This is a genomic window from Sphingomonas hankookensis, assembly GCF_001619955.1.
GTDB lineage: Bacteria > Pseudomonadota > Alphaproteobacteria > Sphingomonadales > Sphingomonadaceae > Sphingomonas > Sphingomonas hankookensis_A.
In genome coordinates, this window is record NZ_LQQO01000056.1 from 84,847 (window position 1) to 110,993 (window position 26,147).

The following is a 26,147-nucleotide window of genomic DNA, read 5'->3' on the forward strand; positions in this document are numbered from 1 at the left end:
AACTACCGCCGCCGCCCGCCCCCGCCGGCCATCCGCATCGCCTTCTGCTTGCCATAGCGCGTCTTGCGCGTCCCCGGCTTGCCCTCGTTCGACCGCCCCATGACCGGCGCCTTGTGCTCGCTCGCCGGCAGGCCGAGTTCCTCGCTTTCGAGCGCACGGATTTCGTCGCGCAGCCGCCCGGCAGTCTCGAACTCCAGGTTCGCCGCCGCCTCGCGCATCTGCTTTTCGAGGCTTTCGATATAGGACCGCAGGTTATGGCCGACCATATGCGGCCGTTCTTCGTCGATCTCCACCGTCACCTGATCGCGCGACGCGACGTCGGCGATGATGTCGCCGATCTGGCGCTTGATCGTGGTCGGCGTGATGCCGTGCGCCTCGTTATACGCCCGCTGCTTTTCGCGACGGCGATCGGTCTCGGCGATGGCGCGCTCCATGCTGCCGGTGATGCGGTCGGCATAGAGGATCACCCGCCCGTCGACGTTGCGCGCCGCGCGGCCGATCGTCTGGATCAGCGAGGTTTCGGAGCGCAGGAACCCTTCCTTGTCGGCATCGAGGATCGCGACCAGCCCGCATTCGGGAATGTCGAGGCCCTCGCGCAGCAGGTTGATGCCGACCAGCACGTCGTACACCCCCATCCGCAAATCGCGGATCAGCTCGATACGCTCCAGCGTCTCGACGTCCGAGTGCATGTAACGGACCTTCAGGCCCGCCTCATGCATGAACTCGGTCAGATCCTCGGCCATGCGCTTGGTGAGGGTCGTGACCAGCGTGCGATAGCCGAGCTTCGCCGTCTCCTTCGCCTCGTGGATCAGGTCGTCGACCTGTTCCTCGACCGGGCGGATCGTGATCGGCGGATCGATCAGCCCGGTCGGGCGGATGACCTGTTCGCTGAACACGCCGCCGGTCTGCTCCATTTCCCAATCGCCCGGCGTCGCCGACACGCACACCGTCTGCGGGCGCATCGCGTCCCATTCGTTGAAGCGCAAGGGGCGGTTGTCGATCGCGCTGGGCAGGCGGAATCCGTACTCGGCCAGCGTGATCTTGCGGCGATGGTCGCCGCGCGACATGCCGTTGATCTGGGCGATCGTCTGGTGGCTTTCATCGACGAACAGCAGCGCGTTCTCGGGCAGATATTCGAACAAAGTGGGCGGCGGCTCGCCCGGCAGGCGGCCGGTCAGGAAGCGGCTGTAATTCTCGATCCCCGCGCAGCTACCGGTGGCGGCGATCATCTCCAGGTCGAAATTGGTGCGCTGTTCCAGCCGCTGCGCCTCCAGCAGCTTGCCCTCCGTCACTAGTTCCTTCAGCCGCTCGGCCAGCTCATGCTTGATCGCCTCCGCCGCCTGTTTCAGCGTCGGGCCGGGGGTGACATAGTGCGAGTTCGCATAGACGCGGATCGAATTGAGATTGGCGATCTTCTTGCCCGTCAGCGGGTCGAACTCGGTAATCTCCTCGATATCGTCCCCGAAAAAGGTGATACGCCACGCGCTGTCCTCATAGTGCGACGGGAACAGCTCTAGGCTGTCGCCGCGCACGCGGAAATTGCCGCGCTGGAACGCGGCGTCGTTGCGCTTGTATTGCAGCGCGACCAGCTTGCGCACGATCTCGCGCTGGTCGACGACATCGCCCTTCTTCAGGTCGAAGATCATCGCCGAATAGGTTTCGACCGATCCGATACCGTACAGGCACGACACCGACGCGACGATGATGACGTCGTCGCGCTCGAGTAGCGAGCGGGTGGCCGAGTGGCGCATCCGGTCGATCGCCTCGTTGGTCGAGCTTTCCTTCTCGATGTACGTGTCCGAACGCGGAACGTACGCTTCGGGCTGGTAATAGTCGTAATAGCTGACGAAATATTCGACGGCATTGTCGGGGAAAAACGACTTCATTTCCCCGTACAGCTGCGCCGCAAGTATCTTGTTCGGCGCGAGAATCAGCGCCGGGCGCTGCAATTCCTCGATGGTCTTGGCCATGGTAAAGGTTTTGCCCGACCCGGTAACGCCAAGCAGCACCTGATCCTTCTCCCCCCCCTTCGCCGCCGCGACCAGTTCCCGAATCGCGGTCGGCTGGTCGCCGGCGGGCTGGTAATCGGACTTGATGACGAAGCGTTTGCCCGCATCCACCTTCTCCGGCCGGGCCGGGCGGTGGGGGATGAAGGTCTGCCCGGTTTCCGGCTCGGACAGGTCGGTGCGGATCATGATCGCCATGGGTCCGAATATGGGTGTCGCAGAACGGGACGGCAACATTCGGGGTGGCCGGTTTTGCGATTCACACGACGGCGCGAAGAAGAAGGAACTGGTTCGCGCAGAGGCGCGGAGACGCGGAGGGGTTGCGCTGGTGGAACCGTCCCTCGTTGCGCCGCCGAACGCCGGATATCGTCATGCCAGCGAAGGCTGGCATCTGCGCGGCGAGGCGCGCGCTTCACAACCAGGAGACCCCAGCCTGCGCTGGGGTGACGTTCGGGGCGGGACAAGCGCTGGCCGGTCACGAAACCTGCTCCGCGCCTCCGCGCCTCCGCGCGAAAACGACCTTCTTCTTCGCAACCTTCGCCCGAACCGAAACCCTCTCGACACCCGCCCCGAACCCGATAGCTTGACGCCCCAAAGGGGACCCGAACCATGCGCAAACTGATCGCCACCGCCGCCTGCCTGTTCGCCACGACGCCGGCCATGGCCGAACCCGATTGGGCCCCAGCGGTGCGCGCCGATTACAAGGTGTCGCTGGGCAGCATGTGGGACTGGTTCCACCGCAATCCGGAATTGTCGTTCAAGGAGGTGAAGACCGCCGAACGCATGGCGACCGAGCTGCGCGCCGTGCCCGGGATGCAGGTCACCACCGGCATCGGCGGCACCGGCGTCGTCGGCGTATTGAAGAACGGCCCCGGGCCGACCGTGCTGGTCCGCGCCGACATGGACGGCCTGCCGGTCGAGGAGAAATCGGGCCTGCCCAATGCCAGCAAGGCGCGACAGGTCGGCGTCGACGGGGTCGAGGCACCGGTGATGCACGCCTGCGGCCACGACACCCATATCACCGCGATGGTCGGCACCGCCCGCCGGCTGGCGGCGCTGAAGGACCGGTGGAAGGGTACGATCGTCTTCATCGTCCAGCCTGCCGAGGAACGCGTCGGCGGGGCGAAGGCGATGCTCGCCGACGGCCTTTACAGTCGCTTTCCCAAGCCCGATTACGCGCTCGCCTTCCACGTCGCCGCCGGATTGCCGGCGGGGATGGTGTCGGCGTCGGAGGGCATCCAGTATTCGTCGTCGGACTCGGTCGACATCGACGTCCCCGGCATCGGCGCGCACGGCGCCAGTCCGCATGCCGGCAAGGACCCGGTCTATATGGCGTCGCAGCTGGTGATCGCTTTGCAGGGCCTGATCAGCCGCGAACGCCAGCCGCTCGACCCGGGCGTCATCACCGTCGGCTCGTTCCATGCCGGGCTGAAGCACAACATCATCAGCGACATGGCCAAATTGCAGGTGACCGTCCGCGCCAATGACGAGGGCACGCGCAAGCAACTGCTCGACGGCATCCAGCGTGTGACCACCGGCATCGGCACGCTGAACGGCATGCCCGCCGACAAGATGCCGACCGCCAAGGTGATCGAGGGCACGCCGACCACGATCAATGACGGCCCCCTCGCCCGCCGCCTCAACGCGGTGATGGCGGCGACGCTGGGCCCGAAGAATGTCGTGCCGTTCGAACAGACCGGCATGGGCGCGGAGGACTTCGCCTATCTGGTCCAGCCCGATTCCAAGGTAAAAGGCTATTATTTCGCGGTCGGCGGCACGCCGATGGCGGACATCGTCGCGGCCCGGAATGGCGGGGCGCCGGTGCCGTCGCACCATTCGCCACTGTTCAAGGTCGCGCCGGAGCCATCGATCGTGACAGGAACGATCGCGATGACCGCAGCGGTGCTGGATTTGCTGGGGCCGCAGTCGGGTAACTGACCTGCTCCTTACCCCGTTCGGTTCGAGCAGCTTCGAGCCTGTCGAGAAGCGTCCGTCGAGAACTCCCGGTTGCCTGGAACAACCCCCTTCTCGACTACGGTTCTCGGCAGGCTCGAACCTCCGCTCGAAGCAAACGGAAGGGGGGCGGACGGGCGGAAGCGTAAACACAACCGTTCGTGCTGAGTAGGGGCCGAGCGAAGTCGAAAACCCGTATCGAAGTACCTGTCGCGGTCCTTCGATACGCCCTTTCGACAAGCTCAATGGCTACTCAGGACGAACGGATATGATCACCCAAACACCGACCAATCCGCCTTGTCCGCCAGCAACTCCAGCGCCCTCACCCCCAGGATCGAATTTCCCTGCCGGTCGAGATTGTTCGACCACACCGCGATCGACGCGACCTGCGGCACGATGGCGAGGATACCGCCACCCACGCCGCTCTTCGCCGGCAGCCCGACGCGGTACGCGAAGTCGCCCGACCCGTCATATTGCCCGCTGGTCGTCATCAGCGACAGCAACCGCCGCGTCCGCTTGGCGCGCTTGTCGTCCTCTGCATCGCCGGTGCGCGCGGTGCGGGTCAGGAACAGCCCCGCCTTCGCCAGCGACTGCGCGCTTAGCTCGATCGCGCATTGATGGACATAGGCTTCCATCACCTCGTCGATGTCGCAATGCAGATTGCCGTGATGCTTGGCAAAGCTCATCATCGCACGGTTCAGGTCGCCGCCCTTGCGCCCGCTTTCCAGCACGTCGTCGTTCAGGACGACCTCGCCAAGGCCCGCCTCCCGCCGCACGAACTCGACCACCGCCCGTGCCGAGGCATCGTCGCCCTTATGCTCGACCAGAATGTCGCACACCACCAGCGCGCCGGCGTTGATGAACGGATTGCGCGGCACGCCCTTGTTGCGTTCGAGGTCGACGATCGAATTGAACGGATCGCCCGACGGCTCGCGTCCCACCCGCTTGAACACCTTGTCCCCGCACGCCTCCAGCGCCAGTTCCAGCGCGAAGACCTTGGCGATGCTCTGCACCGGAAAGCGGATATGCGAATAGCCGCCATGGAACAGCCCACCATCCGGCGTCGCCACCGCCATGCCGAACCAGTCGGGCGGATAGTCGAGACCGGCATCGGCCGCCTGCTCGATCTCGGCGGCGTTGGTGGTGATCTCCTCCGTCACCTCGGCGACGATGCGGGCGAGGTCGGTCATGGCAGTTCCTTGTTGCTATACGATCACCGGGTAGCACGCGCACCTGCCAAAGGCGAACCGTACCCCCGCGCAGGCGGGGGTCCAGAGCCACAAACGGCCGCGCCGGCGACCCTGGATCCCCGCCTGCACGGGGATAGGGCTGTCAGATCGACACCAGATTGTTCAGGTTGATGATCGGCAGCAGGATCGCCAGCACCATCATCAGCACCAGCCCGCCCATCAGCAGCAGCACCATCGGTTCGACCAGCGCCACCAGCGTCGCGACCAGCGCGTCGAGTTCGCGCTCCAATTCGCCCGACGCGCGGTCGAGCGCCGAAGCCAGCTTGCCCGACGTCTCGCCCGAAGCGACGATCGCCACCAGCATCGACGGAAAAATCTCCGCCTCCGCCATCGCCGCGCGCAAGGACAAGCCTTCGCGCACCCGCGCCGCGACGGTCAGCGCCTTGTCGCGCACGAAGCGGTTGGGGGTGACGGCGGCGGCGGCGTGCAGCGCCTCGACCAGCGGCACCGCGCTGCCGACCAGCGTGGCGAGACTGCCCGCAAAGCGCGCCGCATTATGCTGGCGGCTGAACCGGCGGAACGGCCGGCGCGTCGCCAGCCGCCGGTCGACCCGCAGCCGGTTGGCCGGCACCCGCAACCAGCGCGCACCGATCAGGAACAGCACCAGCGCCGCGACCGCGACGACCAGCCCGTACTTCTGGATGAACGCCGACAGCGCGATCAGCGCTCGCGTCAGGAACGGCAGTTCCGCCCCGCGCGACACGAACACGCGGACGATGTCGGGCACGACATAGACCATCAACAACACCATCATGCCGAAGCTGACGTTGGCCAGCAGCGCCGGGTACAGCAACGCCAGCTGCATCTTCTGCCCATTGGCCTGCCGGGTCTCGACGAAATTGGCGAGGTGGTTGAGCACGTCGGGCAACCGCCCCGACTGTTCCCCCGCCGCCACCGACGCGCGGTAAAATTCGGGAAACGCCTTGGGATGCCGCCCCAGCCCCTGCGCGAAGCTGCGCCCGTCAAGGATCGCGGCGCGCACGTCGAGCAGCAGCGCATTGACCGCGGCATTGTCCGCCTGCCCCGCGACGATGCGCAGCGATTCCTCGATCGAGATATCGGAGCCGACCAGCGTCGCGATCTGCCGGGTGAGCGTCGCCAGCGCCTTGGCCGACACGCCGCGCCGGAACAGCCGGGGCAGCTGGACACTGCCGAGCTTCGGACCTTTTTCCGCCGCTTCCTCGACCGACAGCGGAAGTTCGCCGCGCTCGCGCAAGAGCGCGCGGGCGGCGGCGGGGCTGGACGCTTCGATGACGCCCTTGACGGTGGCGCCGGTGCGGGAGGCGGCGCGGTAGGTGTAGGCTGTCACCGGCCTACCCCCGTCAAAATTCCCGTTTGGTTCGAGCAGCTTCGAGCCTGTCGAGAAGCGTCCGTCGAGAACTCCTGCCCAGCAGGACCCCGTTCTCGATACGCGCTCTCGACAAACTCGATCGCTACTCGAACCAAACGGGTGAGACTAAGGGTGTTGGAAATCACCCCTCATCCCGCACGACCCGCGCGACCTCCTCGACCGTGGTCACCCCGGCCCGCACCTTCGCCACGCCATCATCCAGCAACGCCGGATTATCCACCCGCGCCGCCCGCTCCAGTTCCGCCTCGGCCACGCCGTTATGGATCATCGCCTGCAACCGGTCGTCGACCGCGACGACCTCGTACAGCCCGGCACGCCCGCGATAGCCCTCGTGGTGGCACGCCTCGCAGCCGCCCTTGCGCCACAATTTCTTGCCCGGCTTGATCGCCCCGCCCAGCAGCACGCTGTCCGCCTCGGTCGCGCGATCCTGCCAGCGGCATTCGACGCACAACCGCCGCACCAGCCGCTGCGCGACCAGCCCGACCAGCATCGGTGCCAGCAGATAGCGTTCGACCCCCATGTCGATCAGCCGCGTGACCGATCCGATCGCGGTGTTGGTGTGCAGCGTCGACAGCACGAAATGCCCGGTCATCGACGACCGCACCGCCGTCTGCGCCGTTTCCTGATCGCGAATCTCGCCGACCATAATGACGTCGGGGTCCTGCCGCAGGATCGCGCGCAGTCCCCGCGCAAACGTCATGTCGGTGCGCGGATTGACCTGGGTCTGCGCGATGCCGGCCAGCTCATATTCGATCGGGTCCTCGACCGTCATCACGTTGCGGCGACGATCGTTCAGCCGGGTCAGCGCGGTATAGAGCGTCGTCGTCTTGCCCGAACCGGTCGGCCCGGTCACCAGCAGCAACCCGTGCGGCCGTTCGAGCAACCGTGCGAACACGCTCTCGTCGCGCTCCGACATGCCAAGGCCGGCGAGGTCGAGCATCATACCCCCGCGTTCGAGCAGGCGCAGCACTACCCGCTCGCCATGCTGCGTCGGCATGGTCGACACGCGGGCGTCGACGTCATGCCCGCCGATGCGCAGCGTCACGCGGCCGTCCTGCGGCGTGCGGCGCTCGGCAATATCGAGCTTCGCCATGACCTTGATCCGGCTGACCAGCAGCGGGGCGAGCGCGCGGGGCGGCTCGACGATATCGCGCAGCACGCCGTCGATGCGGAAACGGACGACCAGGCGCTTCTCCTGCGTCTCGACATGCACGTCCGACGCGCCTTCCTTGATCGCCTCCAGCAGCAGCGCATTGATCAGGCGAATGACCGGCGAGTCGTCGCGCGCGTCGAGCAGGTCGTCGACCGCTGCGGCGCTGTCGGCCAGTGCCGCGAGATCGGTTTCGGCCAGTTCGATGTCGGCGGCGGTCGATGCGCTGCCGCCATAGCTCGCCTGCAACGCCGCATCGAACGCACCGTCGTCCAGCGCCACGAACGGGATGCCCGGCGCGACCCGCTGCACCTCCAGCATCGCGTCCAGCGTCGCGTCGGCGCGGTGGACGCATTCCATGCCCGCCTTGCCCAGCCGGATCAGCACGCCGCCCTTGCGCGCATAGCCATAGGGCAGCCGCATCGGTTCGGCATGGAGCAGCGTGTCGGTCACGGCTGGAACTCCACGCTCGCATTGACCCGGCCCGACGTCGCGCCGCGTTGCATCGACACCCGCCGCACGCCGATGGTGCTGGTCGACGCGACCGAACTCAGCCATGTCACCACCGCCGGATAGGGCGAATCGGTCAGCGTCGCAGTGATCGCACCGTTCGCCTCCGCCACGACCGGCTGCAACCCGGCGGTCGCGGCGGTCGAACTGATGACGGCCTGCGGTGGCCCGGCGGCGATCGTTTGCGGCGCGCTTTCCAGCCGCCCGGCGGCGCGCACCCGCGCCATCAGCGTCTCGGCCTGGCGAATATCGGCTCGCGCCTGCGCCCGCGCCGCCTGCACCGGCTTCACCACGCCATAGACCAGCACGACCCCGGCCAGCAGCGCCGCCAGCGTCCCGACCAGCACCCGCTCGCGCGTCGACAGCCCCTGCCACCAGCTGTCGAAGCGACCCAGCGCCGCCTCGATCCGGGCGTTGCGTTTGAGCAGCACGATCATGCGCCGCGCGCCACGATGCGCAGCGTTCCGCCGGGGGCCACGACGACCTGCGCCGCGACGCCCGCTGCGGACAGGGCGGCGCGGACCCGGTCGGCCATGCCGGTTTCGGGCGATTCACAGTCGATGGTCAGCGCATTTCCTTCGAAATTCATGCTCCGCACCACCAGCACCGGCCCGATCGGGCTGAGCGCCCCGCCGACGCGCGACAGCAAGGGCACGAAGCGGTTGGTGCCGGTCGGGCGCGGCAGCAGGTCGGCGACCCGCACCATGAAATCATCGCCCCCGGTCGGCACCGCCGGCGCGGTCGTCGCGACCAGCTGCTGCAGCGCGTCGTAACGCCGCTCGGCGATCCGTTGCAGCATCAGCGTATCCGCCACCGCGATCACGCCATGCGCCAGCGCTGCCAGCCCAAGGATCATCGCGACCTTGCGCGTCGTGCTCGGCCATGCCGTCCGGCGGCGGGCATAGGCCCCCTGCCGCAAATCGATCGGCGCCGCCGCGACCCGGTCGGCCAGCGAGGCAAGCGGAAAGGCCGCGCCATCCCCCGCCATCGCTTCGGGCAAGGGATCGCCCGACGCCGCCACCTTCGGCCGCCCCGCCGCCTCCCATGCCGCCACCAGCATGGTGAGCGGCAGCGCGAATCCGGTGCCGTCGGCGGCGCGGACCAGCGCGCGCCCGGCCGTCACATCGACGCTCCACCCCTCGACCGGCACCGGCAGCATCAGCGCATCGGGCACGAACGCCGCCCCGGCGATACCCGCCGCCTCAGCGAACGCGAGCCATTCGGCCATCACCCCATGCCGGACCACCGCCACCAGATAGCGCTTGTCGCCGGCCGCATCGCCGAGCGCCAGATGCACCGCGTCGATCGGGTCGGCGATCCGGTCCTCGATCGCAAAGGGCAACGCCGCCAGCCGTTTCGCCCGGTTGGGCAGCGGCAGGTCGACGGCGAGGAGAAGGACCGATTCGGACGGCACGAGCAAGGTTGTTGCCGCCACCGTCCCATCGACTAATATGGCTTCGCCGCCCGCGACAGCCCACACGCCGGCGGCCGGACCGGCGGGGGCGGGTTCGATTGTCACAATGGCTTCATCGTGTGGACGCATTGGGGCGTGGATGCGCATCTTATTCCGAAAGTTTCGTGACACCTTGGCCGCGAACCCCGCCGCCCGCAAGGTTTCTGTCCCCGACCGCGAGGCGGGGCTGACATTGGTCGAAATGATCGTCGTGCTGGCGATCATCGCGCTGGTCGCCGCGCTGATCGTGCCCAACGTCATCAACCGCCCCGATCAGGCGCGGGTGACGACCGCCGGCACCGACATCAAGTCGATTTCCGCCGCGCTCAAAATGTACCGGCTGGACAATGGCGATTACCCGACGACGACACAGGGGCTGAAGGCATTGGTCGAGAAACCGACACAGCCGCCCGTCCCCGGCGCCTATCCGCCCGACGGCTATCTGTCGCAGATGCCGCAGGACCCATGGGGCAATCCGTACGTCTACGAATCGACCGGCGGGCGCTTTACGATCAAATCGCTCGGCAAGGACGGCAAGCCGGGTGGCGAGGGGCTGGACGCCGATATCGACGGGACGACCCGCTGAGTCAGTCCTTCCTCCGTCATTCCCGCGCAGGCGGGAATCCATTGCCGCCGACGCCTGCGATAGAGTCGCACGGTCGGTGTGTATGGCCCCCCGCCTGCGCGGGCGTGACGGACCGTGATTCCGAATCCGGCATGACCCTGATCGAAATGCTGATCGTCCTCGCCATCATCGGCGTAGCGGCGGGGGCGGTCAGCCTCGGCATCGGCAGTGCCACCCGCGCGCCGAACGTTGAAGCGGAAGCCCGCCGCCTCGCCGTCCGGCTGCAAGCGGCGGCGGACGATGCGATGCTCGGCGACCAGCTCATCGCGCTGACCACCGACACCCATGGCTATGGCTTCGCCCGGGTCGGCCCGCGCGGGCTGACGCCGATCACCGACGACGCGCTGGCATTCCATACCCTGCCAGGCGGCATGGTCATGGCACTCGACACCGCGCCACCGGTGATCCTGGGCGTCGACGGCACCGGGCAACCGCTCGGCGCGACGGTGACCGGCGGCGACCAGACTTGGCGGGTGCAGTATGACGGCGTGACCGCCCGCGCCACGAAGGTGACCCCATGATCCTCCCCGCTCCGCGGGGAGGTGGACCATGCGCAGCATGGTGGAGGGGGGTGTCCGCCCGCGTAACCGTCGCGTTGCGCCGCGACGCCCCTCCACCGGCGTGCGGCCGGTCCCCCTCCCCGCGCAGCGGGGAGGAACCACAAGCCGGCTTTTCTTTGATCGAGGCAATGGTGGCGCTGGCGGTATTGGCGATCGCCACGGTAGGGCTGATCGGCGCGGTCGAGCAGCACATCGATTCGACCCGTGGCGTCGAACGGCGCGCGATCGCGATGTGGGTCGCCGAAAACCGGCTGGCCGATCTGGAAGTGGGGACGCCGGAGGCGAATGGGGAAACGGTGGACATGCTGGGGCGGCAATGGAGCGTGGGCGTGAACCGGACCGCGACCAGCGACCCCGCGCTCGACCGGGTGACGATCACCGTCGCCCCCGTCGGCGAAGCTGCGCCCATGGCCCGGCTCGACGGCTTCCTGCGCAAGGACGCGGCATGATCGTCGTCGAACGCCTTCGCTTCCGCGAACGCTGGGTCGACTGGCTCGCCGCCGCCGCGATCGTGTCGGTCGCCTTCGCGCTCGCCGGCCTCGTCTGGCGGATCGCGGGCCACGCCGATACCGGCGCGATCACCGTGCCTTCCGAAGCGCGCGCCCGTGCGGTGACGGTCGACAGCGGCCCGGCCATCGCCTGGTCGCCCTTCGGCAGCCCGACCGCCGCCGATGCGACCTCGCCGACCGGCATTCAGGCGATCCTGAAGGGCGTCGTCTTCGCCCGCCCGGCCGAACTGTCGATCTCGTTCGTGTCGCTCGGCAACGAACCGGCCAAGCCGTACAAGGTCGGCGACGCGCTGGCTGGCGCGCAGGTGACCGAAATCCGCCGCGACCGCATCATCCTGAACAATGGCGGGCGGCTGGAATATCTCGCCTTCCCCGATCCCTTCGGTCAGGCGACGCCGACGCCGGGCACCGCCCCCGCGCCTGCGCCCGGACAGCCGCTCGCCCCGCCCGCACCCGCCGCCGCCGCCCCGCCGCCGCCATCGGCGCAGGCGGTCCTCTCGCGCCTCAACGCCACGCCGGTCGCGGGCGGCTATGCCATCGGCGCCAACGCCCCGCCGGGCATGCGGCAGGGCGATGTCGTCCAGTCGGTCAACGGCGCCGCCATGACCGACCCGTCGGCGGTCAATGCGGCCATCGCCAGCGCCGCCGCATCGGGGCAGGCGCAGGTCACCATCCTTCGCGACGGCAAGCCGATCACCGTCTCCATTCCCATCCGTTAGGGTCTTCCCCGTGCGCCACCGCTTCGCCTCCGCCTTCCTCTCCCTCGCGCTCGCCGCAACCAGCCTGTCGCCGGCTATCGCTCAGACCCAGGCCGCCGACATCGTCGTCAACATGCGCGGCGTGGAGATCGCCGACGTCGCCGATCAGATCAGCCGCATCACCGGCCGCACGCTGATCCTCGACCCTAGCGTCAAGGGGCAGGTGACCGTCACCTCCGCCGAACCGCTGTCCCCGGCGGGCGTGTGGGAGCTGTTCCAGTCGGTGCTGCGCGCCAACGGCTTCGCCGCCGTCCGCTCCGGATCGGCATGGCGCATCATTCCGCAGGCCAATGCGGTGCGCGACGGCGGGGTGCGCACGCGCGGCGTCGGCGGGCAGGAACTGACCACGCGGATGGTGCGCCTCTCGAACGTCCCCTCGGCCGATGCCGCGCGGATCGTGCGGCCGTTGGTCGCCAGCTTCGGCAGCGTCGAGCCGCTGACCCAGCCCAATGCGATCGTCGTCACCGACTATGCCGACAATGTCCGCCGGATCGAGGCGCTGGCCCGGTCGCTCGACGGCGGCGGCGGATCGACCTTCGCCACCATCACGCTGACCAACGGCAACGCCGCCGACATCGCCACCGCGATGCAGGCGGTGCTGGGCGAAGGCGGCGCGCGCGTCGCGGGCGATCCGCGCAGCAACACCATCCTCGTGCGCGGTACGCCCGCCAGCGTCGCGGAGGCGCGCCGCATCGCCCAGTCGCTCGACGCACGCGGCGGCAGCGCGACCATGTCGACCCGCGTCTTCCGCCTGAACTTCGCCGATGCCGAAAGCGTGACCGACGTGTTGCGCGGCATTCTCGGCCAGCAGCAGTCGGCGACGAATCCGGTCGCGCGCAGCCTCTCGACCGTCAGCCAGCGTAACAATGCCGGGCAGGCGCTGTCGGGCCTGATCGCCAGCGGCGGCACCAATGCCGGCGCGCTGGCCGGTGCCGCGGGTGGCCTGGGCGCCACCGGGGTTGGCGGCAGCATCAGCACCGTCGGCCAGAATCAGCAGACGACCCCGGCGCAGGGCTTCACCACTCCCGACATCACCGTCCAGCCCGCGCCCGACATCAACGCCGTCGTCGTACGCGGCACGCCGACCGCCATCGCCCAGATCGAACGCCTGATCCCCGACCTCGACGTCCGCCGCCCGCAGGTGCTGATCGAAGCCGCGATCGCGGAGATCACCGGGCAGGACGCCGAACAACTGGCGGTGCAGATCGGTACGGCGGGCGCAGCACTGACGCAGGTGAGCGGCGCCGGCACATCGTTCGACAATGGCGGCGCATCGCTCGGCCGGATCCTCGGCGTGCTGGGCGTACCCGCCGCCGGCCTACTGAGCGGCGGCCTCTCCGCCAATATCGGCATCGGCAACGATTTCTCGATCCTCGTGCAGGCACTCAGCACCTCGACCAAGGCCAATCTCCTTTCGACCCCGCAAATCACCGTGCTCGACAACAAGCTCGGCGAGTTCGTCGTGGCGCAGGAAGTGCCGTTCGTGACGGGTTCGATCCTGACCGGCAACGGCACCGCCAACCCCTACACCACCATCGAACGCAAGGACGTCGGCATTACCCTCCGCGTCCTGCCGCGCATCAATGCCGGCGACACGATCCGGCTGGAGGTGAGCCAAGAAGCATCCTCTATCGCCCCGACCCAGGTCAGTGGTGCGGCCGACATCATCACCAACAAGCGCTCAGCCAACACCACCGTCCTAGCCGACAATGGCCAGACGATCGTGCTCGGCGGCCTGACCAGCGACGATTATCAGCGGCTCCGCAGCCAGGTGCCGATCCTCGGCAGCCTTCCGGTGATCGGCGAACTGTTCAAGGGCCGCACCGAAAGCCGCCAGAAGCGCACCCTGTTCGTGTTCCTGAAACCGACCATCCTGCGCGACGGCGCGGATGCGTCGGCAGCGGCGCGCGCGCGCTACGACCGGCTGCGTCGCGACGAGGTGCTGCAGGGCGACAAGCGCAGCCTGCTCCTTAATCCCCCTGCCCCGCGCCTGACGATGGAAATCGACGGAATTTACTGAGCGGAACCACCGCACCAACCGTCACCTCGGGCTAGACCCGGGGTCCCGCTTCTCCTTCTTCGGCCGCCAAGAAGCGGGACCCCGGATAAATCCGGGCGTTGAGACGCGCCCCCGCCCCCCCGGACTTTCCTACACGCCGCGCCGCTGGCACGATGCATCCCCTGCCCGCGCCCGCACCCAACCAACCAGAACCCGCCCGACGCGCAAAACGTCACGAGTGTGAACTTAGTGAACTTTGAACGCAAAACGGGCGGCGGTCCTCAGACCACCGCCCGTCCCGACTGCGCTGGGCAGGTCGGTTACAGCGCGACGACGCCGCCGTCCTTCTTGGTGATGACGATCGTCGCCGAACGCGGACGGGTGCCCGCGGTGCCGGCCGACGTCGCGGGGATCACGCTGCTGCCGCTGGTCGGGAGCGCCGGCCAGTTGCTCGTCGGCTTGTCGAAATTGCCGCCTTCGCCCGGATGCTGGATGTTGACGAACAGCGACCGGCCGTCCGGCGTCGATTCGATGCCGGTGATCTCGCACTGGACCGGTCCGACCAGAAAGCGGCGCAGCGCGGTGCCCGGCGCCTTGCCGATGCGGGTCGTCGCGGTGCTGGTCGCCGACACGCCGGTATTGGTGATGGTGCGCGTGCCGCCATCGCCGACGCTGCCCGGCATCGCCGCCAGCATCATGCAGTTGGTGACGTCGGTGTACGCGCCGTCATCGGTCTGGATCCACAGCACCGGCGTGACCTGGCCCGACGCGTTCGACGGCTTGCCGAACCACAGCCCGTCGGGGCTGGAAAAGTCGTTGGTGGCGTCGAGGCCCGACAGGTTGATGTTGGTCGGGTCGAGGTCCGATCCCGCACCGAAGGCATAGACGTCCCAGGTGAAGCGCGTCGCCTCGGTCGTGTCGCCGGCTTCGCGCAGGCGGATGATATGGCCGTTGGCGTTGCCGGTCGAACGCGACGTGCTGTTGACCTTCGGGTCGATATAGGACCGCGGGTTGGCGGCATCGACCTGCGCCGGCGAGCGCGACGAGTTGTTGGTCAGCGTGCAGTACATCTCGCCGGTCGCCGGATTGACCGCGGTCCATTCCGGACGGTCCATCCGGGTGGCGCCCACCGCATCGCCCGCCAGACGGCAATGGGTCAGCACATCGGCCTGATCGGCGAAGGGATAGAGCGCGTTGCCGGCGGTCAGGCCGTTCTGCCCGAACACCAGCGCGATCCACTCGCCCGAACCATCGGCATTGAACCTGGCGACGTACAGCGTGCCCGAATCAAGATATTTGTCGCCGATGGCCAGCCGGTTGCTGGCGGTCGCATCCGCCGCGACCCAGGCCGTGTTCGACACGAACTTGTAGATATATTCGTTCTGCGCGTCGTCGCCCATGTAGAAGGCGGGCTTCACGCCGGCGATGGCGCGGCCGGGGCAGCAGCCCTCATGGTTCATGCGGCCGAGCGCGGTGCGCTTGCGCGGGGTCGAGGTCGGATCATAGGGATCGATCTCGACGCACCAGCCGTACTGGTTCGGCTCGTTGCGGAAATCGCCGGTGCCGCTCACCGGCTTGGTCGGGTCGATCGTCGCGTTGAACTTGCCGATCAGCGTCGCGCCGGCGGTCGCTTCGGCCGCCGTTGTCCAGCCGTAATTGCCGCTGCGCTGCGACAGGCCATAGCGGGTGAACGCCTGGGTCGACTTGGCCCCGACCAGCGCGGTGCGCTGCGCATTGTCGCCGCTGTCGCGCCGGAAATAACCCGCCCAGTTTTCCTCGCACGTCATGTAGGTGCCCCACGGCATATGGCCGTTGGCGCAGTTGTTGATCGTGCCGCGTCCCGCCGTGCCGTCGGGCGAATAGGCGGTGAACAGCAGCGCGCTGCCCTTCACCGGGCCGCTGAACACCATCGGCGTATAGGGGGTGATGCGGCGGTTCAGCGACGATCCCTGGACATAGCTCCAGCCGGCCGAGCTCTGCGTCACCTCAATGACCGACACGCCGTGGCATTCCATTTCCTTGACGACTTCGGACGTCGGCCGCGCGCCGTTGACCACCGTCTGCCCGGCGACGTGGAGATATTGTTCCGAGATATTCTCGTGGTTCATCACCAGCAGGCCGCGCGTAGAATTGTTCGCGTCGGGCGTGGTGCCGCTGGCCGCCAGCCCGAAATAGCTCATGCCGTCGTGATGATCGCCCGCGCGCGCCGAATAGCCGCTGTCGGTGCCGTTATTGGCAAAGGCCGACGTGGCGGCGTTGATCGGATCGCCCAGGCGGTACACCACGGTCGCGGTATAGTCCGACGGGATGCTGACCACATCGGCCAGGCTCTTGGCGACGGCGGTGAAGCCCAGCGCCGGCGGCGATACCGCGACGGTGATGTCGCTGCTGCTGCTCGCGCCCTTCACGTCGGTCGCGGTGTAGCGGAAGACGAGGTTGCTCGCCGCCGATACGGCCGGCGCGATGAAGGTCGCGGTGCCCGGCGTCGTGCTCGACAGGGCGACGGTCGGGCCCGACACCTGGGTAAAGGTCTGGCTGACGATCGCATTGTCGTCGGTCGCGGTCCCGGTCAGCGTGACGACCCGGCCCGCGCTGGTCGCGCCGGTCGAGGTGCCGCCGACGACCGGCGGCGTATTGTCGATGCCCTGGACCTTGTCGTCGCATGCGGCGAGCAGCGATCCGCCGAACACGGCGACCGCCGCAGTCGACGCGCCGCCGCGCAGCGCCTGGCGCCGCGAATAACGCTGGTCGACCAGGTCCTGCAGGCTCGGCCCGGTGCTCGGATTGGTTTCGATATCGCCATCGTCATAACCGATGGTCAGGTCGTTGTTCGCCATGGAGATTCCCCGCTTCGTTGGACGCCGACCGTGCCGGCACCCTCCCTGCGGCTGTCGTTGGCGCATCGCTGCGACAGGGCGGTTGCGGTTCGATGAAAGCGGCATGGCGAAACGACGACAATATGATGACTGGCTTGTGCCGCATGCGACGGCGGGCGTAGGGACAGGGCATGGCCGCCGACCCCCGCCCCGCCAATGACAGCGCGCCGATCCGGCCCAGCCTGTTCGATCGCGCGGTGGAGGCGGCCCGGCGCGATCCGACACCGCCCCCCGCGCCCCCTGCCCCGCGCGCACCCCGCCCGCCGATCGACCGCGTGTCCGCCCTGCTCGCCGTCGCGATCGTCGCCACCCCGCTCATCACCTGGGGCGGCGCGGCGATACTGACGGCACGGGCGCAGGACGAAGGCCGCGCCATCGCCCGCCGCGCCGCCCCGGTGATGGCGGAACAGGCGGCGGCCCAGCAGACGCGCGCCCTGCTGCAACAGGCATGGCGCGGGGCGCCGCTTGGCACCACGCTCGAATCGCTCGCCCGCGCCCTGCCACCGGATGCCGCGCTGCTGCGGGCGGAGCGGAATGCGGCCGGCATGATCGCGATCGAGGTCGCCGCCCCCGATCCCGACCGGTTGCTCGCCGCGCTACGGCGCGATCCGGTCCTCACCGGCCTGCGCGCCACCGCGCAGGCGCGCGCCGATGGTGACGGGCGGATGCGCGTCACGCTGGAGCAGCGCCCATGACTCCGCGCCTGCCGCTGATCGCAGCCGGCGTCGCCGCATTGCTCGCCATCCCCGCCTATGGCGCGCTGGGCGACCTCGCCGCCGCCCGCGCCGCGCGCAATGCCGCCCGGATCGACGCAGGCGCCACCATCCCGCCGCTCGCCACCGCCGACTCCGCTTTCCCGGCCGACAGCGCCGCCGACGCCCGCGCGCGCCTCGGCGCACTGGTCCGTGCCGATGCCGCCCGCGGCGGGGTGTTGATCGAAACGCTCGCCCCCGATCCCGCCGCGCCCGCACCGCTCACCCAACTGTCCCTCCGCGCGTCGGGCACCGAGAAGGCGGTGGTCGCCTTTGCCGATACGCTGGAGCGCACGCACCCGGCGATCCGGATGCGGGCATGGCGGCTGACCAGTGCGCCGGGCGGCGTGCGGCTCGATGCGACGCTGGTGGCACCATGGCGGGGCTGACCCTGCGCCAGCACGCACTCCTGGCCGGCGCGGCGCTGGTCGCGCTGACCGTGCCGCTCTGGCTGCTGCGCGAACCGGCTCCGACCGCTTCGCCGACGAATGCGCTCGCCCCGCTCGCCGCCCCCGCGCCCCCGCCGCCGCTCCGTGCCGCCTTTGCCCGCACGCTGTTCGCGCCGCCCGCCACCGACGCGCTCCCCGCCGATACGCCGGAGCTGCTGGGCGTGGTCGGTCGCCTCGGTCGCGACGCGGTGGCAATGGTCCGCGGTAGCGACGGCACCCGCACCCTGTCGCCGGGCGACAGCATCGACGGCTGGCAGTTGCGCAGCCTCGCCATCGACGCCGCCTATTTCACCCGCGGCGGGCAAAGCGCCCGCGTGCCGATGCCCGGCAGCGACGATCAGCGATAGGCGATCCGCACCCGCACATCGTTGCCGAGCGTCCGATCGGACATGGGCGGCACATAGGACGTACCCTTTTCGGAAAGGCGCAGTTCCCGTTCGCCGTGCGGTGTCATCGCCTTCGCGCTGGCGATCGGATGCTCGGCCTGATGGAACATATGGAACCGTTTGCTTTCGCAGGCGCCGACCGCCTCGAACAGGCCGATCAGCGGCCATTCCAGCAGCGTGGCCTGCGCCTTTCCCATCGATATCATCACATGGCATTGCGCCCGGATATCGCCCAGCCGCCGGTCCTCGGTCGTGGTGCCGCGCGACAGCACGATCGGCCGCAGATGCATCCCCTGCGATTGCGCCGGTGCGGTCAGGAACCAGCGCCCCTCGGGAAGGCTCGCGAACACCATCCGCCCGTCGCCGTCGATCGTGACCGGCAGGTCGTGCCCCTTGCCGTCGCTCAGCACGATCGGCACCATCCCCGCCGGTATCCGCCGCCCGCCGCGCCACAGTTCGAACCGCAGGCTTCCCTCGGGCGACAGCATCGCGCGATCCTCGGCAAAGCGGCGCTGCCCCGCGCGCAACACCTTCGCATCCAGCTTCAGCGGCTTGCCGGCGGTGACGACGATATCGGGACCGTCCGGCTGGACGTCCTGCGCCGTCGCCGGAGCCGCTACCGACAACGCCATGCCCGCCATCACCAACCGCATCACCGCACTCCCGATCGTTACGGATGCGATATCGCTTCGGGATTGCGGCGGCATGATGGTCACATCGCGACGATCCGTGTCGCCAGCCGCTCTGCCTCCGCCGCATCGTGGGTGACGTACAGGATCGGCAGGCGCAGCGCGTCGCGCAGCCGCTCGATCGTCGCCATCACCTCCTCGCGCCGCGCCCGGTCGAGCGAGGCGAGCGGCTCGTCCATCAACAGGAACCGCGCGCCCGACAGCAGCGCCCGCCCGATCGCCACCCGCTTCGCCTCACCCCCCGACAGCGTCGCCGGCCAGCGGTGAAGCAAGTCCTTCAACCCGAGCAGCGCGACCATGTCGTCATAGCCGATCGGCGGCGCGCCGCGCCCCATGCCATAGCGTAGATTGGCCGCGACCCGGCGGTGCGGGAACAGCCGCGGCTCCTGAAACACATAGCCGCAGCGCCGCACCGGCACCGGCACGTCGATCCCCGCCGCCGCATCGAACAGCGTGACGCCGCCGACCCGGACATGGCCCGCCGCCGGTCGCAGCAGCCCGGCGACCATGTTCAGCACGCTCGACTTGCCCACGCCCGACGGGCCGAACAACACCGTCAGCCCGCTATCCTGTCCGTCGTCGGGCACGACCGCACCGACCACCGCCTCGCCCAGCCGGACGGTCACGTCGATGTCAAAGGACATGGACCCTCCGCCCGCCCCGCCGCACCAGCCATTCCGACACGACCAGCGCGATCAGCGACAGCGCGACCGACATGACGGCCAGCCGCACGACGCTCGCCTCGCCGCCCGGCACCTGCAACGCGCTATAGATCGCCAGCGGCAGCGTCGCGGTCTCGCCCGGCACGTTCGATACGAAGGTGATCGTCGCGCCGAACTCGCCCAGCGCGCGGGCGAACCCCAGCACCATTCCCGCCAGCACGCCGGGCAGGCTGAGCGGCGCGGTCACGCTCCAGAACACCCGCGCCCGACTGGCGCCCAGCGTCCGCGCCACGCTTTCCAGCCGCCGATCGACGCCCTCGATCGACAGGCGGATGGCGCGTACCATCAGCGGCAGCGCCATCACCGCCGCCGCGATCGCCGCCCCGCTCCAGCGGAACAGCACGCTGACCCCGAACCACGCCTCCAGCCACCGGCCGACCGGTCCGGCCGGCGCGAACGCCAGCAGCAGCAGCCAACCGGTGACGACCGGCGGCAGCACCAGCGGCAGATGGACGATCCCGTCGATCAGCACCTTGCCCGGAAACCGCCCCCGCGCCAGCACCCAGGCGAGCGCATAGGCGACCGGCAATGCCGCCAGCATCGCCACGCCACCGATCTTGAGCGACAGCAGGACGATCGCCCATTCGGCGCCATCCGGCATCAGCGCGGGCTGAATCCGTACCGAACGAAGATCGCCTTGCCGGCCGGGCTGACCAGAAAGCGGCGGAACCGCTCGCCCTCGACATTCTGCGAAGCCTTCAGCCGGGCGATGGGATAGGTGATCGGCGGATGGCTGGCGGCCGGGAACACGCCGACCACGCGCACCTTGGTCGACGCCTTCGCATCGGTCGCGTACACAATGCCGAGCGGTGCCGCACCGCGTTCGACCAGCGCCAGCGCCGCCCGGACATTCTCCGCCCGCACCACCGACGGCGCCACGCCGTCCCATGCCCGCAACCGGGTCAGCGCCGCCTTGCCATAGCGTCCGGCGGGCACCGCATCGGGATCGGCCATCGCCAGCCGCCCGCCGCTGAGCGCCGGGCGCAGATCGACGCCCGGCCGCAAGGTCACGCGCACCCGGCTGTCGACCGGTGCGATCAGCACCAGCCGGTTGCCCAGCAGATTGACCCGGCTGCCCTTCGCCAACAGCCCGCGCCGGTCGAGATCGTCCATCCATTCGACATCGGCCGACATGAACAGGTCGGCGGGCGCCCCCGCCGCCGCCTGCCGCGCCAGCGCCGAACTGGCGGCGAAGGACAGCGTCGGGCGGACATGGCCGCGCTTTGCCCAGGCATCGGCGGCGGCGTTCATCGATTCCTGCAGGCTGGCGGCCGCCAGCACGATCGGCGGGCGCGACTGCGCGCTCGCCGGCGCGGCGAGCAACAGGCCCGCCAGCGCGAATACCAATCGCCGGATCATCGTCCCCCCTTCATCACACCGCCCGCCCGGGGCCGGCGATCAATTGCGCCCGGTCATCTGCCCGATGGCGTTGCGGCCGAAATTGGCGATCATCTCGCTCACTTCGCGCGCCTGGGCCATCGATCGTGCGCCCTGGTCGCGCAGATAGTCCGACTGGATGCGCATCACCTCGTTCAGGTCGCTGGCCTGCGCCGCCGCGCGCATCGCGCGGAATGCCTCCTGCGTATTCGCTTCCGCCTGCGACAAGATGGTCAGGCCGAGCTGCGATCCCTGCTCGGTCATCGCGCTGCCGGCGACACGCATCCGCTCGGTCGCGGCGGCGGCGGGATTCGAATCGGATTCGGCCATCGGCTGCTCCTGCTATGGATAAAATTTTCCTTAGCGCCCAACCCTCGTAGTGCCCGGAAGTTCCTGACCGACTTCCCGATTCCCACGATTCCGTGCGCAGATCGGCTGGCGGAGCGCCGATTCTGTCAGTTTCCTGACTGCCGTGAAAAAATAGTTTCGGCTCGTCCCGTACGGAAAACGCAACATCGCAGCTGCGAAATGACCTGTCGGCATTTGTACCATTTTAGAACAATGCCCTCCACATCAACGATTTTGCACCGCAGCAACGCTTCCGGAATTGTGACGAAATATGGCCTGATCGCAGCAGGTTTCGTCCGATTTGCGCCTTTCATAAATTTGCAATCGTCGTTTTTTTGGGACAGTTTGTCGCAAGAGAAAAACAGGAGGGTTGAGAGGATGCACAGCAAGTATTCGGGTCGTACGACGATCGTCACCCTCGCCGGCATGACCGCGCTGGGCTGGGCGGGTGTCGCGCTGACCGTTCAGATGGTGATGCGCATCCTCGCCTAAGGGCGTCGCTTCCCGACACAAAAAGGGCCGGCGCTTGCCATAGCGCCGGCCCTTTTCGTTTGGACGAACGGCGCCGGTTCCGCGCCGCTGTCGCCTCAGTTGTCGTCACCCATGCGCAGCGCGGCGATGAAGGCTTCCTGCGGGATGCTGACCGACCCGTATTCGCGCATCTTCGCCTTGCCCTTCTTCTGCTTGTCCAACAGCTTGCGCTTGCGGCTGGCGTCGCCGCCATAGCATTTGGCGGTCACGTCCTTGCGCATCGCGCTGATCGTCTCGCGCGCGATCACCTTTCCGCCGATCGCCGCCTGGATCGGGATCTTGAACAGGTGGCGCGGGATCAGTTCCTTCAACCGCTCCACCATGCCGCGCCCGCGCGTCTCGGCGGTGCTGCGGTGGACGATCATCGACAGCGCGTCGACCGGCTCTTCATTCACCAGGATGCTCATCTTGACGAGGTCGCCCTCGCGATAGCCGATCTGTTCGTAATCGAAGCTGGCATAGCCCTTCGACAGCGACTTCAGCCGGTCGTAGAAGTCGAACACGACCTCGTTGAGCGGCAGTTCGTACACCGCCTGCGCGCGTCCGCCGACATAGGTCAGGTTCATCTGGATGCCGCGCCGGTCCTGGCACAGCTTCAGGATACCGCCCAGATACTCGTCGGGGACATAGATCGTCGCCTGGATCCACGGCTCGCTGATCGTCTTGATCTTGTTGACGTCGGGCATGTCGGCCGGATTGTGCAGGTCGATCTGCGTGATGCCCGCCGGATCGGGATGGGTCAGCTCGATCTGGTACACCACCGACGGCGCGGTGGTGATGAGGTCGAGGTCGTATTCGCGCGTCAGCCGCTCCTGGATGATCTCCAGATGCAGCAGCCCCAGGAACCCGCAGCGGAAGCCGAAGCCCAACGCCGCCGAGCTTTCCATCTCGAAGGTGAAGCTGGCATCGTTCAGCCGCAGCTTGCTGATCGATTCGCGCAACTTGTCGAAATCGGCGGCATCGACCGGGAACAGGCCGCAGAACACCACCGACTGCACTTCCTTGAACCCCGGCAGGGGTTCGGCGGTCGGGCGCTTGGCGTCGGTGATCGTGTCGCCGACCATCGTCTGCGCCACTTCCTTGATCTGCGCGGTGATGAAGCCGATCTCGCCCGGCCCCAGGTCGGGCAGCTGCTCGATCTTCGGCCGGAACGCGCCGACCCGGTCGACCAGGTGCGTCGTGTCGGCATTCATGAACTTGATCTGCTGGCCCTTGCGGATCGACCCGTCGATCACGCGGATCAGAATGACCACGCCCAGATACGGGTCGTACCAGCTATCGACCAGCATCGCCTTGAGCGGCGCATTGATATCGCCCTTGGGCGGCGGGATATGCGCCACGATCGCGTCGAGGATCTCGTCGATGCCGATGCCCGACTTGGCCGATGCCAGCACGGCGTTCGACGTGTCGATGCCGATGATATCCTCGATCTCGGTCTTTACCCGTTCCGGTTCGGCGGCGGGCAGGTCGATCTTGTTGATGACCGGAATGATCTCATGGTCATGCTCGATCGACTGATAGACGTTCGCCAGCGTCTGCGCCTCGACTCCCTGCGCCGCATCGACCACCAGCAGCGCGCCCTCGCACGCCGCAAGGCTCCGCGACACTTCATAGGCGAAGTCGACATGCCCCGGCGTGTCCATCAGGTTCAGGACATGGCCCTTCCATTCGAGGCGCACGGTCTGCGCCTTGATGGTGATGCCGCGTTCCTTCTCGATATCCATATTGTCGAGCACCTGTGCCGACATCTCGCGCTCGGCGAGGCCGCCGGTCCGCTGGATCAGCCGGTCGGCCAGCGTCGACTTGCCATGGTCGATATGGGCGATGATCGAGAAATTACGCAGTTTGTCGAGCGGAGTGGCCACGGTCACACATTCGAAAAGAGTAGGATTGCAGCGCCCCTAGCAGCTTCCCCGCCAAAGCCAAACAGCACGACATACGAATCCCGCTTGCGGACCCCGAATCCGAGCGCTATAGGCGCGCCTCCAAGCAACGGCAGGCGCCCCGAACGGCCCGGCCGATACTCCGTCGGGGAGTAGCTCAGCCTGGTAGAGCACTGCCTTCGGGAGGCAGGGGCCGGAGGTTCGAATCCTCTCTCCCCGACCATTGGATCGTCACATATCGATATTTCGCCGCGCTGGCGGCCCGCCGTCCGGTCCGGTACGATGTCGGCCATGACGCGCCCGTTCGATCGCCCCGTCCTCCATGCCCCGCCGCTCATCCTGCGCCGTCCGGAGCCACGCGACAGCGATGCCATCGTCCGCATCTGCGGCGATGCGGAGATCGCCCGGCGGCTGGCGCGGGTGCCGCATCCCTATGGCGCGACCGACGCCGCCTTCTTCCTCGACCATGTCGTGCCGCACGAATGGGTGTGGGCGATCACGCTGGACGGCGACGATACGCTGATCGGCGTGGTTGGCCTGACGCCAGGGGACGATCCGGCCTCGGCGGAACTCGGCTATTGGCTGGCACGCGAGCACTGGGGGCGCGGCATCATGCCCCGCTCCGCCGGTGCCGTCGTCGGCTACGGCTTCGACACGCTCGGCCTGTCCACCATCACCTCGGGCTATTTCGAAGCGAACCCCGCCTCCGGCCGCGTGCTGGCCAAGCTCGGTTTCGTGGAGACCGGGCGGCAAATGGGCGACTGTCTCGCCACCGGCGCGCCCGTGTCGACGGTGCGTCTGGTCCTGCAACCGGCAGGATTCGCCTGAAACCCATTGTGCAATGCAGCATGAAGCCCCATTCTCCAACAGCGGCCGATCGACGTCGCGGTTGAAGAGGTTTCGCGCCATGCCGGCCCTGTCCGATACGATCCAGCAATTGCAGCGGATGCGCGCCGCCCATGGCAGACCGACGGTTCCCGACCGGCTGCACGACCTGACCGGCTTTGCCCCCGATCCCGGCAATCTGCGCGCGCGGGCCTATGTGCCCGAAACGCTGCGTCCCGGCGCGGCACTGGTGGTCGCTCTCCACGGCTGTACGCAGGATGCGGCGGTGTACGATCATGGCACCGGCTGGTCGACGTTGGCCGACCGCGAAGGCTTTGCCGTGCTGCTCCCCGAACAGCGCCGCGCCAACAACCCGAACCTGTGCTTCAACTGGTTCGAATCCGCCGACATCGCCCGCACCGGCGGAGAGGCGGAATCGATCGCAGCGATGATCGAGCACATGGTCGCTACCCACGCCATCGACCCGGCCCGCATATTCATCACCGGCCTCTCGGCGGGCGGTGCAATGACCGCCGTGATGCTCGCGACCTGGCCCGAAACATTCGCGGCGGGCGCGATCATCGGCGGCCTGCCCTATGGCACCGCCCTCGGCGTCCGTGCCGCGCTGGAGCGGATGCGCGGGATCGCCGCCGCCGATACGCTCGCCATCGCCCCCGGCCCCCGCATGCCGCGCGTCGCCATCTGGCATGGCACCGCCGACCCGACCGTCGTGATCGCCAACAGCGACGCGCTGGTCCGGCAATGGCGTGACGTCCACGCGCTGCCGGCGGAACCGCGCAAGGGCGCAAACGGCCCCAACTGGTCGCACCGCGCATGGTGCGATCCGCACGGCAATCCCCTGGTCGAGGAATGGCGCATCACCGGCATGGGGCACGGCGTCCCCGTCGACAGCCGCAGCGGCATCGGCGCGACCGGCCCGTTCATGCTCGACGTCGGCCTGTCGAGCACCTTGGAGATCGCGCGCAGTTGGGGACTGGTCGCCGCCGAACCGACACAGGCGTCCGCGCCACCCTCGCCCAGGCTCGAGCGCCTGACGCCGGAACCTCCGGCGGTGCCGGGCAACGGCGTCCAGGCGACGATCGAAAAGGCCCTGCGCGCCGCCGGCCTGCTGCGCTGACGCCTTGTCGGTAAGCGGACGGCACGGCACAGTCCGGCCGTGCTCAC

General features: G+C 68.2%; 24 protein-coding genes and 1 tRNA gene. 12 read left to right on the plus strand and 13 right to left on the minus strand.

Annotated features, from left to right (window positions below):
• Window positions 1-2: 2 nt before the first annotated feature.
• Window positions 3-2,204, minus strand: coding sequence for an excinuclease ABC subunit UvrB (gene uvrB / locus AVT10_RS15855; RefSeq protein ID WP_066693660.1), 2,202 nt, complete (start codon window positions 2,202-2,204; stop codon window positions 3-5).
• 411 nt (window positions 2,205-2,615) lie between these two features.
• Between uvrB and AVT10_RS15860 the strand changes: the two genes are divergently transcribed.
• Entirely contained in the window at window positions 2,616-3,944 is a 1,329-nt protein-coding gene (locus AVT10_RS15860; RefSeq protein ID WP_066693663.1) for an amidohydrolase, read from the plus strand.
• A 287-nt stretch (window positions 3,945-4,231) separates the two neighbouring features.
• Here AVT10_RS15860 and glsA read toward each other — a convergent pair whose 3' ends face one another.
• The 5 genes from glsA to gspL form a co-directional block, all read right to left on the minus strand.
• Window positions 4,232-5,149: a glutaminase A gene (gene glsA / locus AVT10_RS15865; protein ID WP_066693667.1), complete on the minus strand. Its 918-nt coding sequence runs from the start codon at window positions 5,147-5,149 to the stop codon at window positions 4,232-4,234.
• Window positions 5,150-5,291: 142 nt separating this feature from the next.
• On the minus strand, window positions 5,292-6,518 hold the full coding sequence (locus tag AVT10_RS15870; RefSeq protein WP_066693671.1) for a type II secretion system F family protein: 1,227 nt from the start codon (window positions 6,516-6,518) through the stop codon (window positions 5,292-5,294).
• Between the two features lie 163 nt (window positions 6,519-6,681).
• On the minus strand, window positions 6,682-8,163 hold the full coding sequence (locus tag AVT10_RS15875) for a GspE/PulE family protein (RefSeq protein WP_420038517.1): 1,482 nt from the start codon (window positions 8,161-8,163) through the stop codon (window positions 6,682-6,684).
• The gene (gspM, locus tag AVT10_RS15880; RefSeq protein WP_066693674.1) at window positions 8,160-8,657 is read right to left on the minus strand and encodes a type II secretion system protein GspM; all 498 of its coding nucleotides are present in this window, start codon (window positions 8,655-8,657) and stop codon (window positions 8,160-8,162) included. Before gspM ends, AVT10_RS15875 begins: the two co-directional genes overlap by 4 nt.
• On the minus strand, window positions 8,654-9,739 hold the full coding sequence (gene gspL / locus AVT10_RS15885) for a type II secretion system protein GspL (RefSeq protein ID WP_232308052.1): 1,086 nt from the start codon (window positions 9,737-9,739) through the stop codon (window positions 8,654-8,656). Before gspL ends, gspM begins: the two co-directional genes overlap by 4 nt.
• Window positions 9,740-9,806: 67 nt before the next feature.
• On the opposite strand from gspL, the gene gspG reads away from it, so the two are divergent.
• From gspG to gspD, 5 genes are all read left to right on the plus strand, one after another.
• Window positions 9,807-10,259, plus strand: a complete 453-nt coding sequence (gspG, locus tag AVT10_RS15890) for a type II secretion system major pseudopilin GspG (protein WP_269746918.1) — start codon at window positions 9,807-9,809, stop codon at window positions 10,257-10,259.
• Window positions 10,260-10,363: 104 nt separating this feature from the next.
• Entirely contained in the window at window positions 10,364-10,819 is a 456-nt protein-coding gene (locus tag AVT10_RS15895; protein WP_269746919.1) for a prepilin-type N-terminal cleavage/methylation domain-containing protein, read from the plus strand.
• Between the two features lie 74 nt (window positions 10,820-10,893).
• A complete protein-coding gene (gene gspI, locus AVT10_RS15900) occupies window positions 10,894-11,307 on the plus strand; it encodes a type II secretion system minor pseudopilin GspI (RefSeq protein ID WP_420038518.1) in 414 nt (137 codons plus the stop codon).
• Window positions 11,304-12,086: a type II secretion system protein N gene (locus AVT10_RS15905; RefSeq protein ID WP_066693683.1), complete on the plus strand. Its 783-nt coding sequence runs from the start codon at window positions 11,304-11,306 to the stop codon at window positions 12,084-12,086. Before gspI ends, AVT10_RS15905 begins: the two co-directional genes overlap by 4 nt.
• Before the next feature lie 10 nt (window positions 12,087-12,096).
• Window positions 12,097-14,145, plus strand: a complete 2,049-nt coding sequence (gene gspD / locus AVT10_RS15910) for a type II secretion system secretin GspD (protein ID WP_066693686.1) — start codon at window positions 12,097-12,099, stop codon at window positions 14,143-14,145.
• Window positions 14,146-14,444: 299 nt separating this feature from the next.
• Here the strand turns inward: gspD and AVT10_RS15915 are convergent, their stop codons facing one another.
• Window positions 14,445-16,961: a PhoX family protein gene (locus AVT10_RS15915; protein WP_066693688.1), complete on the minus strand. Its 2,517-nt coding sequence runs from the start codon at window positions 16,959-16,961 to the stop codon at window positions 14,445-14,447.
• A 170-nt stretch (window positions 16,962-17,131) separates the two neighbouring features.
• Here AVT10_RS15915 and AVT10_RS15920 point away from each other — a divergent pair, with 170 nt between their 5' ends.
• Genes AVT10_RS15920 through AVT10_RS15930 form a run of 3 tightly spaced genes read left to right on the plus strand, consistent with a single transcriptional unit; the run spans window position 17,132 to window position 18,548 of the window.
• Entirely contained in the window at window positions 17,132-17,695 is a 564-nt protein-coding gene (locus AVT10_RS15920; RefSeq protein WP_066693690.1) for a hypothetical protein, read from the plus strand.
• On the plus strand, window positions 17,692-18,141 hold the full coding sequence (locus tag AVT10_RS15925) for a hypothetical protein (RefSeq protein ID WP_066693692.1): 450 nt from the start codon (window positions 17,692-17,694) through the stop codon (window positions 18,139-18,141). The genes AVT10_RS15920 and AVT10_RS15925 overlap by 4 nt, the downstream gene beginning before the upstream one ends.
• Window positions 18,129-18,548, plus strand: a complete 420-nt coding sequence (locus AVT10_RS15930; protein ID WP_066693694.1) for a hypothetical protein — start codon at window positions 18,129-18,131, stop codon at window positions 18,546-18,548. The genes AVT10_RS15925 and AVT10_RS15930 overlap by 13 nt, the downstream gene beginning before the upstream one ends.
• Here AVT10_RS15930 and AVT10_RS15935 read toward each other — a convergent pair.
• From AVT10_RS15935 to lepA, 6 genes are all read right to left on the minus strand, one after another.
• Window positions 18,539-19,243: a hypothetical protein gene (locus tag AVT10_RS15935; RefSeq protein ID WP_157092796.1), complete on the minus strand. Its 705-nt coding sequence runs from the start codon at window positions 19,241-19,243 to the stop codon at window positions 18,539-18,541. The genes AVT10_RS15930 and AVT10_RS15935 overlap by 10 nt on opposite strands.
• A gap of 56 nt (window positions 19,244-19,299) precedes the next feature.
• On the minus strand, window positions 19,300-19,920 hold the full coding sequence (locus AVT10_RS15940) for an ATP-binding cassette domain-containing protein (protein ID WP_066693701.1): 621 nt from the start codon (window positions 19,918-19,920) through the stop codon (window positions 19,300-19,302).
• A complete protein-coding gene (modB, locus tag AVT10_RS15945; RefSeq protein WP_066693703.1) occupies window positions 19,910-20,599 on the minus strand; it encodes a molybdate ABC transporter permease subunit in 690 nt (229 codons plus the stop codon). The genes AVT10_RS15940 and modB overlap by 11 nt, the downstream gene beginning before the upstream one ends.
• The gene (modA, locus tag AVT10_RS15950) at window positions 20,599-21,357 is read right to left on the minus strand and encodes a molybdate ABC transporter substrate-binding protein (RefSeq protein ID WP_066693706.1); all 759 of its coding nucleotides are present in this window, start codon (window positions 21,355-21,357) and stop codon (window positions 20,599-20,601) included. Before modA ends, modB begins: the two co-directional genes overlap by 1 nt.
• Before the next feature lie 39 nt (window positions 21,358-21,396).
• Window positions 21,397-21,705, minus strand: a complete 309-nt coding sequence (locus tag AVT10_RS15955) for a phasin family protein (RefSeq protein WP_066693708.1) — start codon at window positions 21,703-21,705, stop codon at window positions 21,397-21,399.
• 605 nt (window positions 21,706-22,310) lie between these two features.
• Window positions 22,311-24,119 carry a translation elongation factor 4 gene (gene lepA / locus AVT10_RS15960; RefSeq protein ID WP_066693741.1) on the minus strand — a complete coding sequence of 603 codons (1,809 nt, stop codon included), beginning with the start codon at window positions 24,117-24,119 and terminating at the stop codon, window positions 22,311-22,313.
• 164 nt (window positions 24,120-24,283) lie between these two features.
• Between lepA and AVT10_RS15965 the strand changes: the two genes are divergently transcribed.
• From AVT10_RS15965 to AVT10_RS15975, 3 genes are all read left to right on the plus strand, one after another.
• Window positions 24,284-24,360: transfer RNA gene (locus AVT10_RS15965), tRNA-Pro, on the plus strand.
• A 68-nt stretch (window positions 24,361-24,428) separates the two neighbouring features.
• The gene (locus AVT10_RS15970) at window positions 24,429-24,965 is read left to right on the plus strand and encodes a GNAT family N-acetyltransferase (protein ID WP_232308054.1); all 537 of its coding nucleotides are present in this window, start codon (window positions 24,429-24,431) and stop codon (window positions 24,963-24,965) included.
• 79 nt (window positions 24,966-25,044) lie between these two features.
• Window positions 25,045-26,100 carry an extracellular catalytic domain type 1 short-chain-length polyhydroxyalkanoate depolymerase gene (locus AVT10_RS15975; protein ID WP_066693719.1) on the plus strand — a complete coding sequence of 352 codons (1,056 nt, stop codon included), beginning with the start codon at window positions 25,045-25,047 and terminating at the stop codon, window positions 26,098-26,100.
• Window positions 26,101-26,147: the final 47 nt, after the last annotated feature.

What these genes read in the sequence shown, in the direction of transcription:
- AVT10_RS15955 (WP_066693708.1), bottom strand. Translation starts at nt 21,705, where the DNA reads ATGGCCGAATCCGATTCGAATCCCGCCGCCGCCGCGACCGAGCGGATG.
- AVT10_RS15975 (WP_066693719.1), top strand. Translation starts at nt 25,045, where the DNA reads ATGCCGGCCCTGTCCGATACGATCCAGCAATTGCAGCGGATGCGCGCC.
- AVT10_RS15920 (WP_066693690.1), top strand. Translation starts at nt 17,132, where the DNA reads ATGGCCGCCGACCCCCGCCCCGCCAATGACAGCGCGCCGATCCGGCCC.
- modB (WP_066693703.1), bottom strand. Translation starts at nt 20,599, where the DNA reads ATGCCGGATGGCGCCGAATGGGCGATCGTCCTGCTGTCGCTCAAGATC.
- AVT10_RS15930 (WP_066693694.1), top strand. Translation starts at nt 18,129, where the DNA reads ATGGCGGGGCTGACCCTGCGCCAGCACGCACTCCTGGCCGGCGCGGCG.
- AVT10_RS15860 (WP_066693663.1), top strand. Translation starts at nt 2,616, where the DNA reads ATGCGCAAACTGATCGCCACCGCCGCCTGCCTGTTCGCCACGACGCCG.
- AVT10_RS15915 (WP_066693688.1), bottom strand. Translation starts at nt 16,961, where the DNA reads ATGGCGAACAACGACCTGACCATCGGTTATGACGATGGCGATATCGAA.
- gspM (WP_066693674.1), bottom strand. Translation starts at nt 8,657, where the DNA reads ATGATCGTGCTGCTCAAACGCAACGCCCGGATCGAGGCGGCGCTGGGT.
- uvrB (WP_066693660.1), bottom strand. Translation starts at nt 2,204, where the DNA reads ATGGCGATCATGATCCGCACCGACCTGTCCGAGCCGGAAACCGGGCAG.
- AVT10_RS15970 (WP_232308054.1), top strand. Translation starts at nt 24,429, where the DNA reads ATGACGCGCCCGTTCGATCGCCCCGTCCTCCATGCCCCGCCGCTCATC.
- AVT10_RS15905 (WP_066693683.1), top strand. Translation starts at nt 11,304, where the DNA reads ATGATCGTCGTCGAACGCCTTCGCTTCCGCGAACGCTGGGTCGACTGG.
- AVT10_RS15940 (WP_066693701.1), bottom strand. Translation starts at nt 19,920, where the DNA reads ATGTCCTTTGACATCGACGTGACCGTCCGGCTGGGCGAGGCGGTGGTC.
- AVT10_RS15925 (WP_066693692.1), top strand. Translation starts at nt 17,692, where the DNA reads ATGACTCCGCGCCTGCCGCTGATCGCAGCCGGCGTCGCCGCATTGCTC.
- glsA (WP_066693667.1), bottom strand. Translation starts at nt 5,149, where the DNA reads ATGACCGACCTCGCCCGCATCGTCGCCGAGGTGACGGAGGAGATCACC.
- modA (WP_066693706.1), bottom strand. Translation starts at nt 21,357, where the DNA reads ATGATCCGGCGATTGGTATTCGCGCTGGCGGGCCTGTTGCTCGCCGCG.